We start from the raw sequence: 16,074 nt of genomic DNA, 5'->3' as shown, positions 1-16,074 counted from the left end.
ATATATGAGTTTACATATTGGAGCCAAAAAAGGAGAAATAGCAGAGACTGTATTATTACCAGGCGATCCGCTACGTGCTAAATGGATAGCAGAAACGTTTTTAGATAATGCTATTCTATATAATAATGTTAGAGGCATGTTAGGGTATACTGGTACTTACAAGGGGAAACATATCTCTGTACAAGGTACAGGTATGGGCATACCATCGACGTTAATTTATTGTCACGAGCTTATCAATGAATATGGTGTTCAAAACTTAATACGTGTAGGTTCTGGTGGCTCATATCAGTCAAATGTCAAAATTAGAGATATTGTACTAGCTATGTCTGCGTCTTCTAATTCTAGTATTAATACTACTAGATTTTCTAATGCAAATTATACTCCAACGGCTAGTTTTAATTTGTTCATGAAAGCTACAGAATATGCAAAACAACATAATATATCTATAAAAGCAGGAAATGTATTGTCTTCTGATCTATTTTATAATGATGACTACGATTCTTACAAAAAATGGGCAGAATATGGTGTGCTATGTGTAGAAATGGAAACTGCAGGTTTATATACAATTGCTGCAAAATTTAATGTAAACGCATTATCCATCTTAACAATCTCTGACTCATTAGTTACAAAGGAAGCTACATCAGCAGAAGAACGAGAAAGCTCTTTTTCTACAATGATGAAAATAGCTTTAAATGTGATTTAAATAAAGTCATTCTATACACTCAACAGGTATATTATGTACTTGTAGTTTTACATCTTTAGGTGATACATAAGGTATACCCAGCCCCATACCTCTTAAAATAAAAAGTAAGCCGATAATTACTACAAAAACAGGAATAGCATTTGTAATCTTTTTTCGTAGATTCAATGAGAAAATGTTCTTAGAATATACAGCTGACGTCATTATCGGTATAGTTCCTAAACCAAATATAAACATATATACAGCTCCTAAATAAAATTCAGATGCAGCGACGGCACCTACCAATGCCATATAAACCATCCCGCAAGGGAGAAATCCATTAAAAAAACCAATACTAAAAATAGCTTTATTTGATTTTTTCTTTAAATACAGTCCAAGTTTCGTTTTTACTTTTCCGATAAGACTATATAATGGTTTTGAGAAATTATATTTATTAAATATTTTAACCGGAATTAACACAATAGCAATCATAACAACACCCAACAAAACAGATAAACGTTGCTGAAAACCAGACAAATACAATCCTCTACCCAATAAACCAAATAAAGCACCTATACTACTATAAGCCAATAATCTACCTAGATGATAAAGAAAAGTTTGATAAGTTCCCTTAGTTTTGTCAACTCTATCTATAGGCAATACAAAAGCTATTGGTCCGCACATACCAACACAGTGAAAACTACTCAATAATCCTAATATGACAGCAGATAGTAACATCTAATACACAAACTCTTTTTTATAGAGGTATTCTTTATTATTTTCGTTCCAACTAATTTTAATATCCCAACGACCGCCTACCAACTTATTATCAGGTATGAGTAATGTAGTACGTTTAGATAAAACAAATGGGATGTCAGTATCTAAACTTTGGTTAGACGGTCTATAGAGGGACACATTTCCCTTTATATTTTCTGTTTGATATTTATTTGGGAAATTAATTTCTAAACCTTTATCTGTTTTTTTAAATTTTATTTCGACACCTAATTCTTTGGTATTCTTATATTTATCTATATCTTTTTGATAATTTAGTTCATCTTTATAATACTCTTCAGAAACCAAATCATAATCATACTTTTTGTTTGTACTCATTGTTATAACAAAATAGAGTATAAAGCTTATAAATAGAATAAATGCTATTACAATTCCGGTTCCCCAATTTACTTTCATGATCTAATATTTTTTTGGTCCTAAAAAGTTGGTAGTAGTTGTTTCAACTAGCTCTCCATTTGAATAGATTCCTATTTTAATTTTTTCTTTACTTTCTTTTAATGATGCTCTTGGTATTTCTATAAATAGTGTGCCTTCTACTAACTCTTGTTTCGTCACTGATAAATTCTCTTCGCCAACTAATTTTACAATTCCTTCATGCGAAATTAATTTTATAGCTACATCATCAATAGCATTTGTGGTTTTATTTACTAGTTTATAAGTAAACACATTGCTAATCTTATTATCTTCTTTAGCAGTATATAATTGACCTGGTAAGCGTAAAATGGTCGCTTCTATATCATTACGCATAAAAATCATTGCTGTCATAACACCCAGTAAAATAACCAGTACAGCAGTATAAGCTTTTATTCTGGCTGTAAATGTTGGTTTCTCTTCTTTAGCAATATTGTCTTCAGATGCAAGTCGTATTAATCCTTTTGGGAGGTCAACTTTTTCCATCATAAAGTCACATGCATCAATACAGGCAGTACAGTTTACGCATTCTAATTGCGTACCGTTTCTAATATCTATACCTGTAGGGCACACATCCACACATTGATGACAATCAATACAATCACCTTTACCAGTTGCTGGTCTATCTTCATTCTTTTTGAATTTAGCTCTACCAACTTCTTTTTCTCCTCGCTTGTAGTCATAAGCTACTACTATAGATTTATTATCTAGCAGTACACTCTGAAGTCTACCATACGGACAAGCGATAATACAGACTTGTTCCCTAAACCAAGAAAACACAAAGTAAAATACTAGTGTAAAAATGATTATTGATACCAGTCCGCTGATATGATTTAAAGGATTATCAGTTATTATTTCAAAGAGCGCATCACTACTAATAAAATAGGCTAGAAATACATTAGCAATAATAAAAGAGGTGATAAAAAAAATAGCATGTTTTATAACTCTCTTTCTAATCTTTTCAGCATTCCATTTTTGCTTTTTAAGTCTAATTTGTGCACCTCTATCTCCATCTATTGCATATTCTATTTTTCTAAAAACCATTTCTAAAAAAATGGTTTGAGGGCATATCCACCCACAAAATACTCGCCCATAAACAACCGTAAACAGAGTTATAAAGACAACACCAATAATCATTGAGATCACCAATAAATGAAAATCTTGCGGCCAAAATGGAAAACTGAAAATGTTAAACCGACGTTCTATTACATTAAATAATAAGAACTGATTCCCATTGATCTTTATAAACGGTGCAGCTAATAAAAAAACTAGTAAAAACCAACTTACATAGCTACGGTATTTATAAAATCTACCACTAGGCTTTTTTGGAAATATCCATGCTCGTTTACCACTTTCATCGATTGTTCCAATTGTATTTCTAAAATTCTCTTGTGTTTGTTCACCCATTATTTACAAACATTTTACACCATCTACTCACCTTTCCAGAGTTCGCCTTCTTTTTCTTTTGGTTTTTCTGGAGTTGTCCCTTGTAAACTCAAAACAAAGCTTGTTACCTGCTGCATTTTTTCAGCATTTAGGCTGTTCTTCCATGCAATCATTCCTTTACCATCACGTCCACCATCTGCAATTGTATTGTAAATATTTTCTGTACCTCCTCCTAAAATCCAATAATCGTCTGTTAGATTTGGGCCAATACCTCCTCCTCCATCAAAGGAGTGACATGCTGCACAATTAGTTCTAAAAATTTTCTTTCCTGCTTCTAAATTATCAGCATCACTCATATTGCTTTTATCCAGTACAACCGGATTAGCACGTTTGTAGTTAGCAACCGCTACTCTAGCCTCTTCCATTTGCATGTTGTATTCATCTTCTTGAGTATCGCCACCCAATAAATGATAATACCCCATATATAACACAGCAAAAACCATTGTTGCATAAAAAGAATATAACCACCACGGTGGTAATGAATTATCTAATTCTTTTATACCATCAAAATCATGATCTAATAGCATGTCACCTTCTTGTTCTAAAGGCTTAGCTCCCCAAAGATCTTTTACAATTTCTTTAAGCCCTCTTGTATCTTTCCCATAATTTAATTCTTCATCAGATTTACCTAAACTATTGGTAGCTGATAGTACACCTTCCATCCCAAGAAGTGTAATTAATACAAAAACAAGAAATAGAGCAATCGATGGATTTGATATAAAAGCAGGTTCTGAGCCCGTTCTATAAAAGTATTCTGTTGCAATAAATATAATTGCAAAAACTACAAGTACTCGCAAAAATGCTATAGTTGAATTATTTTTCATATTGTCAAATTATTGTCGTTATCTAATGGTAAATTGCTTACCTTTTTTATATATTCTTTCTTAGCAGTAAATACCCACCAGAATAGCACTGCAAAAAAGATAAAGAAGATCAATAAAGAGATCATCGGGTATATGGCAACGCCTTCCATGCTTTCCATATGATGTTTTATAAACTTTAGCATAAATACTAGTTTTGAGCAGTTTTCTGTTCGTCTTTTACTTTAATATCCGTACCAAGTCGTTGCAAATAAGCTATTAAAGCTACTATTTCACGTTCATTCATTGGTGTAAACTCAAGTCCACTAGATGCTGCATTTTTTTTAGAAGCTTCGTAGCTTTCAGCAAAGGCAGGATCTTGATATAGATTCTTTTCGATACCTATTGCCTGCTCTTTCATATTTGACCGTGCATTATCTATTTGTTCTTGAGAATATGGTACACCTAATTTTACCATTACCTTCATCTTCTTTTCTATTTGTGAAATGTCTAGCTTATTCTTACTCAACCATTGATAATTTGGCATAATAGAACCTGGTGATGTACTTTGTGGATCGTTCATATGATTTAAATGCCAACTATCTGAATATTTACCACCTTCTCTAGCCAAATCTGGCCCAGTACGCTTGGAACCCCATAAGAAGGGGTGATCATATACAAATTCACCAGCCTTAGAATATTCTCCGTAACGCTCAACCTCAGATCTAAACGGTCGAATCATTTGTGAATGACAACCTACACAACCTTCTCTAATGTATAAATCTCTACCCTCTAACTCTAATGGTGTATATGGTTTTACACTTGTAATTGTTGGAATATTAGATTTTACCATGATTGTTGGAACAATTTGGACTATACCGCCAATTAAGATAGTCACCGTTGCTAATAGGGTCAATTGAACTGGTTTACGTTCTAGAGCATGATGCCAAGTTTCACCGGCAATACGTCCTTTTTTAATTCTGACTAAAGCTGGAGCTTCAGCATGTTCATCTTCTACTTTACTACCAGATCTAATGGTTTTAGAAATGTTATAAAGCATTATAAAAGCACCAACTATAAACATTGAACCTCCTATTGCACGCATCCAATACATAGGCATAATTTGCGTAACAGTTTCTAAGAAGTTACCATATACCAACGTTCCATCTGGATTAAATTGTTTCCACATAGAAGCTTGGACAAAACCTGCTACATACATCGGCAATGCATATAGAATGATTCCTAATGTACCTATCCAGAAATGTGTATTCGCCAATTTTGTTGAGTATAATTTAGTTTTAAACATTCTAGGCACCATCCAATAGATCATACCAAAGGTTAAGAAGCCATTCCATGCTAAAGCACCAACATGTACGTGAGCTATAATCCAATCAGAAAAGTGCGCTATTGCATTTACACTTTTTAATGATAGCATAGGTCCTTCAAAAGTTGCCATACCATAACCGGTAATAGCCACTACCATAAATTTTAAAACAGGGTCAGTTCTTACTTTATCCCAAGCACCTCGGAGCGTTAATAATCCATTAATCATACCACCCCAAGAAGGCATTAATAGCATTATTGAAAAAACAACTCCTAAATTTTGAGCCCAATCTGGTAAAGCTGTATATAATAAATGATGTGGACCTGCCCAGATATAAATAAATATTAAAGACCAAAAGTGTACAATTGATAATCTATATGAATAAATTGGTCTATTTGCTGCTTTTGGAATGAAATAATACATCAATCCTAGAAATGGCGTAGTTAAAAAGAATGCAACCGCATTATGCCCGTACCACCATTGTACCAATGCGTCTTGAACTCCAGCATACACTGAATAACTTTTTAAACCATTAACTGGTAGCTCTAAACTGTTGAAAATATGGAGTACTGCAACGGTAACAAAGGTTCCCAAATAAAACCAGATAGCTACATATAAATGACGCTCTCTACGTTTTAAAATAGTACCAATCATATTAATACCAAAAATCACCCAAACAACAGCAATAGCGATATCAATTGGCCATTCTAACTCTGCATATTCTTTACTAGTTGTATAACCTAAAGGCAATGTTATGGCTGCAGCTACAATTATTAATTGCCATCCCCAAAAGTTGAGTTTACTAAGTAAATCACTATACATCCTTGCTTTTAACAAACGTTGCAAAGAATAATAAACACCCGCAAAGATGGCATTACCAACAAAAGCAAAAATTACGGCATTGGTATGCAATGGGCGCAAACGACCAAAGCTTAACCATGATATTCCGCTAGTAATATCTGGGAACAAAAACATAAAGGCCAATAGTAGCCCAATTGACATACCTACTAAGCCCCATAAAATAGTAGCATACAAGAAATTTTTAACGATCTTGTTGTCATAATAGAATTGTTGCATTTCCATAAATTATGATTTATCTAAAGGTTTTGAATTTTCTTTTTTAGTTGATTTGTTTTCGAAAAGCATACGTATAGATGGTGTAACAGCATCATCATACTGCCCACCACGGACTGCCAAAAAAAACGCAGTTAAAAAAATAATTGCTATAACAAGACTTACTGTTATTAAAACATAAATAACACCCATACCATACCTGATTCTGTTACAAAATTAAATGTGCTCATGTTGTTAAACTATGACAATTGTCATGTTTTGTGTTTTTTTCTATTAGCTGTAATATTTGTTGCTGCTGTTACAAAAACTACAATAGTAATTGAACTTAAAGGCATTAAAATGGCTGCAATTATTGGTGATAACTGTCCAGAAATTGCGAAATACATACCTATTAAGTTGTAAAGCAGAGAAATACCAAAGCTGACTTTAATAATCTTTAGGGTCGCTTTTGATAGTTCTAATAAACTTGATAAGCTAGAAAACCTTGATGCGTCAATGATTCCATCCGAAGCAGGTGAAAACACGTTAACATCTTCAGCTATTACCAAGCCAACATTACTTTGTTTTAAAGCACCTGCGTCATTTAGTCCATCACCAACCATTAGCACTTTAGAACTATTTTTTTGTAGCTCTCTGATATAATTTAGCTTGTCTTCAGGCTTTTGATCAAAAACTAACTCTGTTGATTCAGGTAATATTTCTTTAAGCTTTTCTTTTTCTCCTTGATTGTCGCCAGATAATATCCCTAGCTTATAGTTTTTATTTAATTTTTGAAATACTCCTTTTAAAGAGCCTCTGTATGAATTTTCGAAAATAAATTTCCCTATAACCTTATTGTCTATACTCACAAAAACTTTAGTTTGCAATGAAACATCTTGTGGTGCATTAACAAATTTAGATGACCCTAACTTTATGAGACATCCTTTTACTTCACCTTGTAAACCTTTACCCAACTCTTCTTTAAATGATCCTACTTTTAAAGGATGAATTTCTGTTAAAGAATTATATATATTTCTACTTAATGGATGATTAGAATTCCTTAAAACACTACTAATAGCCTGTTTATCTTCGTAAGTAAGTAAATTTCCTTCATAAACTATTTTAGCTTTATTTGTTGTAATTGTCCCTGTTTTATCAAAAATAATAGTGTCTATTTTAGAAAGACTCTCAATTACATCTGTATTTTTAAGATACATTTTTCGCTTACCGAAAATGCGAAGCATATTTCCTAGAGCAAATGGTGCAGAAAGTGCTAATGCACAAGGACAAGCTACTATAAGCACAGCAGTAACAACATTGGTCACCATACTAACGTCTTTAAAATACCAGAATACTCCAGAAAAAAATGCAATAATTAATACTGCTAACGTAAATTGCTTACTAATAGAATCCGTTAAGTTCTTTATCTGACTGGTTTTGTTTTTATTAAATACATCATTACTCCACAGTTGAGTTAAATAGCTTTGAGAAATGGTATGCAAAACTTCCATTTCTATAGCTTTAAGTAGTTGCTTTCCACCAGCATATATTTTATCTCCAGACTGTTTACTAACTGGTAAAGATTCTCCAGTAACAAAACTGTAATCTATTTCTGTATTCTTAGAAATAAGAATACCGTCTACCGGAATTAATTCATTATTCCGTATTAAAAGTCGATCGCCTTTTTTTACATCATAAATTGAAATATTCTTTTCTGATTTGTCTCCTTCAATTTTTGTAACTGCAATTGGAAAATAGGATTTATAATCTCGTTCAAAAGACAGAAAACTATATGTTTGTTGTTGAAATATTTTACCTAATAATAAAAAGAACACAAACCCAGCTAGGCTATCAAAATAACCTTGACCAACATTAAAAAGTATTTCATAAGCACTTCTTAAAAATAATACATAAATACCCAATGCAATTGGTACATCTATATTTAGAATTCTATGTTTTAATCCTTTATATGCAGAAATAAAATAATCATTTGCTGCATAAAACACCACTGGTAGTGATGTTAGAAAGATAATTGATCTAAATAAAGGTTTGTATTTTTCTAACCAATAACCATCGGATTGAAAATATTCAGGAAAAGATAAAAGCATAATGTTACCAAAAGCAAAGCCGGCAACAGCTAATTTGTATAATAATGATCTATTTACATTTTTCTTTTGTGAAGAATTATCTCCTAAGTTAATATTAGGTTCATAACCTATGGAGCTAAGTAATTCTACAATTTTTTTTAAGGCAGTCTCTTTATTATTGAATGCTAATTTTACCTCTTTTTTAGGAAAATTTACAATTGAAGAGCTTACAGCAGAATTCAGTTTATTAAAATGCTCTAATACCCAAATACATGAACTACAATGTATGTGAGGAATATAAAACGTTATTATACTAACATTATCATCCTTAAAATCATAAAGATTTTCAGCAATCTTCTCATTATCTAAATAGTCATATTTTCCTTTAATTGCTTCGGGAATCTTACCTGGAGATTCCTCAAGATCATAATAACTGCCGAGTTCATTCTCATTGAGAATTTCGTATACAGTTTTACATCCATTGCAACAAAAAAATTTATCGTTGAAATGAATTACAGCAGCATTACAATCATCACCACAGTGATAACAATTACTTAAAGCCATACATTACTCAATTACCTGTGGCAAAATTCAGATATAATCTTCTCAAAAAACATGATATTTATCATATAATTAAATATCTTTGATAGACTACAATTTTAGGTATGAGCAAGTGCCAGCAGTGCATTATTAGAGAATTTAACACACTCAGGTCTTTGACCAAAGACGAGTTAAAGAAGATGTCTGATCATAAAGATTCTATGTCTTTTAAGAAAGGTGATGTATTATTTCGAGAAGGAAATACTCTAAACGGTGTTTACTGCATAAAGGCTGGTGTTTGTAAACTTTCTAGATTGAGTGAAAATGGTAAAGAACAGATTGTAAAGTTTATAAAAGGAGGAGACATGCTTGGTTATAGATCTGTGCTAAGTGAAGAACCTGTTACACTTACTGTTACCGCTTTAAAAGATATGGAAGCTTGTTATATCCCAAAAAAAGACATCTTTGATTCTATAAAAGAAAACCCTAAATTTTCTATGGATATGATGAAGACTGTTTGCCATGATCTTAAAGATGCAAATGCTTCTATTACTAAAATGGCACAAAAAACTGTGAAACAACGTCTTGCAGATACACTATTATTTTTAAAAGAAACTTTTGGTGAAACTGACGAAGGCTATATCGATATTGTTTTAACACGAGAAGAAATAGCAAATGTTATTGGTACAGCAACTGAATCTGCAATTAGATTATTATCAGAGTTTAAAAAGAAAGAATTAATAATCTCGGATGGTAAAAAGATAAAACTTTTAAATGAAACCGGATTACTTAAAATTTCAACAGGGTTTAGTTAAAGTCTAATAATCAGATTAATATAGCAAATTCGGTGAGTTCATCAAAAAACCCAAATAGGTCACCGAATTATTCACTTTTTATTTATAACAATTTGTAGCCATTTGTTATTAACTAGAAAAACTCTTTTACACGATCGAAATAATATTTTAAGCTCTGAAAAATAATTCAGAAAATAACAAGTATTCTATTCAAATATTAAGCTTTAATATTGTCAACTTATCTCTTTTATTCAAAATTATAAAATGAGGTTTCTTATTAATTATTATTTGTCTAATAACTTTTGCTTCACCTCCATTAAAATAAGAAGTATCATTGAGGAATTTAAAATCATTATTAGTATTTAAAAGTACGTATCCTTTTGAGGCATCGTATCTAATAGTCTCTACTTCAGACTCATAAATATTACCTAAACCAAAAATATCTAAAAATCCATCATTATTGAAATCATAAACCTCAAAACTCAAAGATGGACTAAATTGTGCTTCATTAGTTAATACAATAGTTTCGAAGACTCCACCACCAGAGTTCTTTAAAAGGATTGTCTTAAAATTATGGGTCATATAGTGAGTAGCATTATTAAGATTGTCTTCACCATAAATTTGGGGCAGTGTTGCTATGGCAAACTCTTCGTAAGTACCTATTTTCTTATTGAGATATGGAGTTTGTTCTGAAGAACATTCTTTTCCTCTAACTGGTAAAAGATCACCAGATTTTGACACTTTACTAAGAGCCATATCATAGGAAGTGTTATCATCAAAATAATCTGCATAAATGTGTAAAGGCTTTTCTTGAGTAGGTAGAAATTTATTATTCATACCCCAATTTCCGACCAGATAATCTTCATCTCCATCTTCATCAAAATCGATCTTTTTGATTGTCATATACCAACCATTGATATCATCAAATCCTAATATATCTTTTTTTGAAAATTTTCCGTTTTGGTTCTCGAAAATTGTAATAGGCATCCATTCACCAACTACTATTAAATCTTTATCACCATCACCATCATAATCAGAAAAAATAGCGTCATTTACTAATCTCAGTTTATCTATGTTATTAATTTTTTGATCAGTAACATCTATAAACTTTCCATTTTGATTTTCTAGAAGGAAAGAATTATCATTTAAAGGGTATTTTCCATGAATAACTCTGCCTCCAACAAAAATATCTTGGTCGCCATCATTATCATAATCAGAAAAGGCTATAGAAGAGGTATTAGAAAGCATTATAGGTAAATACAATGATTTAGTATAATTACCATTTCCTTGATTAATATAAAGCCGATCTTGTAACAATTCGTTATTTACTTCTACTTCATATCCTCCAGATGTCACATATAAATCTAAATCACCATCACCATCTACATCTAAAAATGCGGCATCAGTATCTTCATACTTCTTTTCTTTTTCAAAAAGATTTTCATTGGAACTAATGAATTTTCCATCTGCATTTTGTATATATAATGCAGCATTCGTGTTAGCAGCGTTGCCAACAAAAAAATCATCAAATCCATCATTATTAACATCTCCAACTGCTAAAGGCTTACTAAATTCAGATTGCTTCTGGGGTAGCAACAATTGTAAGTCGAAATCATTAAACAAATTTTCATCTTGTATATAAGTTATCCCTAGATCTTTGGGATTAATTTTAAAAAAAAGTTCTTGATTATTTTTCTTTTCTTGATTGTATTTTTTTGCATTTGTATATTCTAACTCAACTATTTTATTTGATTCAACATTTTTTAAAATTTGGTGTGAACCATCTGTCCATTCAACTAAAACACTATCTATAGCTGCAGAATTATTAACTCCAAAATGTAGCTTTGGTGCAAGTGAAGATTGATAACCTCTTTCTGTATATAGCTGCTGAAATTGGCTTAAACCATCACTATAAACAATTACCTTAGTACCAATGCCATATGGATTACTTTTATCTCCTTTAAATGTAAACGAAATGGTATTGTTCGCACTGTGATTTTCGTAAATGCTGGCAATAGCTGATTGATTATTTATGATCAAATCTAGATCGCCATCATTATCAAGATCGCTATAAGCCGCACCGTTAGAATTTATCTTCTCTTTGATTCCCCACTCATCTGATGCTTTTGAAAATGTTAAGTCTCCATTATTTTTAAAAAGATAATTTTGTAATTTATGAGAAGGCATCATATTAATAGCTTCTTCTAGAGTAACTTTTTTTCTATTCATAATATTACGCCTCATTTGATCTCTAAAATCTTGATTTGAAAGGTCATGTTCTATTCCGTTAGAGATAAAAATATCCTTAAATCCATCATTATCGAAATCTGCAATTAATGAAGCCCATGACCAATCTGTTTTGGAAACCCTTGCCAATTGACCTATTTCACTGTATGTTCCATCTCCATTATTTAATTGCAAAACATTAGCCATATATTGATAATGATAATCGTTTTCTACCATTATTTTAAAGCTTTTTGTATTCATGGAAGCCATATTTTTTTTTGCTCTAATATGATCTTCAGCTAACATATCAAGAACAAGCAAATCAGGTAATAAATCGTTATTAATATCTTGGTAATCTGAGCCCATACTACTATTAGAAAGGTGGTCGAAAACTGTTAAAGATTGGTCTGTAAATGTGCCATCCTTATTATTGATATACATATAATCTGGGTGATAAAAATCATTTGCCACAAAAACATCTGGCCAATTATCATTATTAAAATCTCCTACTACGGCCGATAATCCCCAAGCTTTATTAGCCACACCAGAACTCTCGGTAACATTAATAAATTCACCTAAATCATTTCTAAAGAGTTGATCTGAGCCATAATCTTCAATATTCTTATCTCTTTCAGTATCAACAATGATATTATTTCTAAAATCAACCCTGTGATTTACTAAATACATATCAAGATCCCCATCCTTATCCATGTCAAAGAAGTGAGATTGTATCGAAAATCCATAAAAATCTAAACCATACTTTTCAGCTTCTTCTTTAAAAGTATTGTCTTGTTGATTTATAAAAAGCTTGTTTTTTCTTAATTCATGATTCTGCAATGATCCTGATTTACAAATATAAATATCTAACCAACCATCACTGTTTATATCTACCATCGTTACGCCAGTAGACCAACCCTCTTCGTCAATAACCGAAGCCGAATTTGTAATATCTTCGAATATTAAACTACCTTTATTTAAATATAATTTATTAGACCCCTGATTGGCGGTAAAATAAATATCATCTAGTCCGTCATTATTAATATCACCCACAGCTACACCTCCTCCATTATAGATATATGGATAATTCAAAAAATTAAAATATAGATCTTCTTTAACATTATTTATAAAATCTACTTTACTGTGCTCTTTATCAATAATCGAGAATAGAGTTTGTTCTTTAGATTCTTTTTTTTTCTGGCAGCATAAGAAAAGAATAAATAGTACTAAATAAATATTGTATTTGATTATTAAATGTTTCAATATTTTCAGTTTAATTAATTGATACGCCATACTAAAACCATATTTTTAAATTTAGAAAACCATTAATTTAGATTCTCCTTTTTTAATTTTGTCAATTAAATCGTCAACCAAGGTTTTTCCTGAATCAAAAGAATTTTCTCCATTATTGAGTTTTCTAAAAATAAATTTTACCGGGTAATTATTTCTCTGAGCTATACAAAAAATATCGTTTGATAAATAACTTACTTCTTCAACAGGAGAAAAGATTAACCCATCAATTAAATCATCAGATAACAGCTCTATATAGTTTTTCTCTTTAGATATTTGATTATTAGATTGATATGTCATCACTCGATGTCCATATCTACTTGTTTCTTCTATAATTTCATTAAGCAATTTTAAATAATAATCTTCCTTTAAATTTGGTAGTAGTACTCCGAGAATAAGGTTTTGTTTCTTTTTAAGATTAGCGGCATAATAATTAGGCTTATAATTATACTTCGAGACTACTTTAGATATTTTAAGCTTTGTTTTTTCACTTATTTCGTGGCTATCATTCAATGCTTTTGAAACTGTCGAAATTGAGCATCCAGAAATTCTTGCAATATCTTTAAGTGTCATTTACCTAGTTTTTAGTATTCTTAGAGAAGTTTATAAGCTCCTCTATCTCTTTAATAATTTGAATTTCTACATCAACAAAAGGAGCTTTTAAAGCCTTTAAGTTACCTTGAAGTTTTAAAAGCTCAGGCTTCGTCAATACATCTGAATTTAATAGTTGTTTTACTTGCTTTGCGACATTAGCTAGTTTTTCGTAATGAGGTTTTAAGTCTTTGAGAATTGGGTTCATCTTTAGTGTTCTAAAGCTATTATAACTCAAAATCCATTTATCAAGATATGAAATAATTTTATCCTTATGATTATTTGTTGACTCATTTATATAATTATTTACAATAAACTTAAAACTTAAAGCATCGGGGGCATCTGCAGTACAAGCATCTGCAAATAAAGTAAATGGCGAAAATGATTTATATTCTATACCACCTTTATTTCTAGAGTATATTTTTAATGGTTCGCAAATCCTTCTTAAAACTTCCAAAGAGCTAACCTCTTGATTATTTGTAATATTTCGTAAAATCACATCTTTATTTTTTATATGAGAAATACCCAACTCTTCAAGTTGAAAACTGACAATACCCAACCTTTTATACATACTTTCAACATTATTTATTTCTTTATTAGACCATAATCTCTCTGCTATTGCTGCTGCTCTTGGCCAGATTCTTGAATCAATAGTCAATGGTGTTACTAATTCGCTCCACATAGTTACTTCTCCTCCCAATATCCTAGATTCTTCTTCTTTAGATAACTTTACATTTCCGATCGGTTCTATTAGATAGTGATCAACAACAGATTGCATCCTATCTATATAAAAACCATTAGATAAAACAGTATTGTAACCTTTTTTTGCGGCTTCAATTAAGGTGCCTCCTTTTCCCAATCCTTCATGCTCGCCTCTCCATGAATGAATGACAGCAGTCTTTGGCATATTTGGGGTCATAATCTCATCCCAGCCCATTAATTTTTTATCATATTTTTTTAATATTTTTTCAAGTCTAATATTAAAATATGTTTGTAAATCATGATTAGTTTTAAGTTTATTTTTCTTTTTAAACTCTTGTATCTTAATATTTGAATCCCAATGTTTACCTTCGTTTTCGTCGCCACCAATATGAAAATATTCGTCAGGAAATAATGACGATACTTCCTTAAATAAATTATCTAAAAATTCATATGTGATTTCTTTTGTAGGGTCTAATGTAGGATCAAAAACACCAGCATAACGTTCTATTGAGTATTCATAATTATCTTTACTACCTAATTCAGGATATGCCGTAAGTATAGCTGAGGCATGTCCAGGAACATCAAATTCGGGAATTACTCTTATTCCTAAATTAGATGCATAATCTATAATCTCTTTAATTTGAGATTGAGTATAATACAAACCATCTGAAGCCAGTTGATGGAGTTTAGGATATACTTTAGATTCAACTCTAAACCCTTGATCATCTGTCAAGTGCCAATGAAAAACATTCATTTTAACATAAGACATTGCATCTAAATTACGTTTTAAAACATCTATAGGTTGAAAATGTCTGGCTACATCTATCATTAATCCTCTCCAAACAAATCTTGGTGAATCTTTAATTGTAAGACCTGGAAAATAATAACCCTCATCATCAAATGCTACAAGTTGTAATAAAGTCTGAAGTCCTCTAAGTATTCCAATATCCGTATTAGAATTCAGTTTAATTTGATTATTAAATGTGCTTAGCGTATACGATTCATCCTCACCTAAAATTAATTTTCCAGGCCTTTTAAAATCAATTATTAAAGAAGGGTAAGAATTTTCTGTTTCATTTGTTACCGCAAATCCTTTTTCAATAAAAACACCTGTTCTATTTGATAGTCTTCTTAAAAAATTAGTTGTTGCATGATTAATCCTTTTATTAGTTAAGTCACTTATTACTATAGTAAAATTTTTATCTATCAAAAATTTATAATCATTATCCTCTACACTCTCAGGCCAAGGCATCAAATTATACTTTTCAATTAACTCTTCTTGAGCTAATGCAGAGATTGAAAAACAAACAAAAAGTAAAACTAAATGTGCTTTCTTCATTTA

General features: G+C 31.1%; 13 protein-coding genes. 2 read left to right on the top strand and 11 right to left on the bottom strand.

Annotated features, from left to right (window positions below):
• Nucleotides 1-4: 4 nt before the first annotated feature.
• The gene (gene deoD / locus AC1EUV_RS11180) at nucleotides 5-703 is read left to right on the top strand and encodes a purine-nucleoside phosphorylase (protein WP_480198793.1); all 699 of its coding nucleotides are present in this window, start codon (nucleotides 5-7) and stop codon (nucleotides 701-703) included.
• Between the two features lie 6 nt (nucleotides 704-709).
• Here the strand turns inward: deoD and AC1EUV_RS11175 are convergent, their stop codons facing one another.
• The 8 genes from AC1EUV_RS11175 to AC1EUV_RS11140 are packed head-to-tail and all read right to left on the bottom strand — an operon-like array spanning nucleotide 710 to nucleotide 9,156.
• The gene (locus AC1EUV_RS11175) at nucleotides 710-1,417 is read right to left on the bottom strand and encodes a sulfite exporter TauE/SafE family protein (protein ID WP_480198792.1); all 708 of its coding nucleotides are present in this window, start codon (nucleotides 1,415-1,417) and stop codon (nucleotides 710-712) included.
• Nucleotides 1,418-1,867 carry a FixH family protein gene (locus AC1EUV_RS11170; protein WP_480198791.1) on the bottom strand — a complete coding sequence of 150 codons (450 nt, stop codon included), beginning with the start codon at nucleotides 1,865-1,867 and terminating at the stop codon, nucleotides 1,418-1,420.
• Nucleotides 1,868-1,870: 3 nt separating this feature from the next.
• On the bottom strand, nucleotides 1,871-3,289 hold the full coding sequence (gene ccoG / locus AC1EUV_RS11165) for a cytochrome c oxidase accessory protein CcoG (protein ID WP_480198790.1): 1,419 nt from the start codon (nucleotides 3,287-3,289) through the stop codon (nucleotides 1,871-1,873).
• Between the two features lie 23 nt (nucleotides 3,290-3,312).
• Nucleotides 3,313-4,152: a cbb3-type cytochrome c oxidase N-terminal domain-containing protein gene (locus AC1EUV_RS11160; RefSeq protein WP_480198789.1), complete on the bottom strand. Its 840-nt coding sequence runs from the start codon at nucleotides 4,150-4,152 to the stop codon at nucleotides 3,313-3,315.
• A complete protein-coding gene (locus tag AC1EUV_RS11155; protein WP_480198788.1) occupies nucleotides 4,149-4,334 on the bottom strand; it encodes a CcoQ/FixQ family Cbb3-type cytochrome c oxidase assembly chaperone in 186 nt (61 codons plus the stop codon). Before AC1EUV_RS11155 ends, AC1EUV_RS11160 begins: the two co-directional genes overlap by 4 nt.
• A 5-nt stretch (nucleotides 4,335-4,339) precedes the next feature.
• Nucleotides 4,340-6,535, bottom strand: a complete 2,196-nt coding sequence (ccoN, locus tag AC1EUV_RS11150; protein WP_480198787.1) for a cytochrome-c oxidase, cbb3-type subunit I — start codon at nucleotides 6,533-6,535, stop codon at nucleotides 4,340-4,342.
• A gap of 3 nt (nucleotides 6,536-6,538) precedes the next feature.
• The gene (gene ccoS / locus AC1EUV_RS11145; RefSeq protein ID WP_480198786.1) at nucleotides 6,539-6,718 is read right to left on the bottom strand and encodes a cbb3-type cytochrome oxidase assembly protein CcoS; all 180 of its coding nucleotides are present in this window, start codon (nucleotides 6,716-6,718) and stop codon (nucleotides 6,539-6,541) included.
• 59 nt (nucleotides 6,719-6,777) lie between these two features.
• Nucleotides 6,778-9,156, bottom strand: coding sequence for a heavy metal translocating P-type ATPase (locus AC1EUV_RS11140; protein WP_480198785.1), 2,379 nt, complete (start codon nucleotides 9,154-9,156; stop codon nucleotides 6,778-6,780).
• A 152-nt stretch (nucleotides 9,157-9,308) separates the two neighbouring features.
• Here AC1EUV_RS11140 and AC1EUV_RS11135 point away from each other — a divergent pair, with 152 nt between their 5' ends.
• Entirely contained in the window at nucleotides 9,309-9,947 is a 639-nt protein-coding gene (locus AC1EUV_RS11135; protein ID WP_480198784.1) for a Crp/Fnr family transcriptional regulator, read from the top strand.
• Between the two features lie 189 nt (nucleotides 9,948-10,136).
• On the opposite strand, the gene AC1EUV_RS11130 is transcribed toward AC1EUV_RS11135, so the two are convergent.
• The 3 genes from AC1EUV_RS11130 to AC1EUV_RS11120 are packed head-to-tail and all read right to left on the bottom strand — an operon-like array spanning nucleotide 10,137 to nucleotide 16,071.
• Nucleotides 10,137-13,412 (bottom strand): VCBS repeat-containing protein, encoded by a 3,276-nt coding sequence (locus AC1EUV_RS11130; protein ID WP_480198783.1) that lies wholly within the window; start codon nucleotides 13,410-13,412, stop codon nucleotides 10,137-10,139.
• Between the two features lie 51 nt (nucleotides 13,413-13,463).
• Nucleotides 13,464-14,012: a LacI family DNA-binding transcriptional regulator gene (locus tag AC1EUV_RS11125; RefSeq protein WP_480198782.1), complete on the bottom strand. Its 549-nt coding sequence runs from the start codon at nucleotides 14,010-14,012 to the stop codon at nucleotides 13,464-13,466.
• Between the two features lie 4 nt (nucleotides 14,013-14,016).
• Nucleotides 14,017-16,071 (bottom strand): beta-N-acetylhexosaminidase, encoded by a 2,055-nt coding sequence (locus tag AC1EUV_RS11120; protein WP_480198781.1) that lies wholly within the window; start codon nucleotides 16,069-16,071, stop codon nucleotides 14,017-14,019.
• Nucleotides 16,072-16,074: the final 3 nt, after the last annotated feature.

This window comes from Maritimimonas sp. 2304DJ26-3 (genome assembly GCF_056591635.1).
The sequence above is the reverse complement of the archived record's forward strand: the minus strand, read 5'-3'. Positions and strand labels throughout refer to the sequence as shown.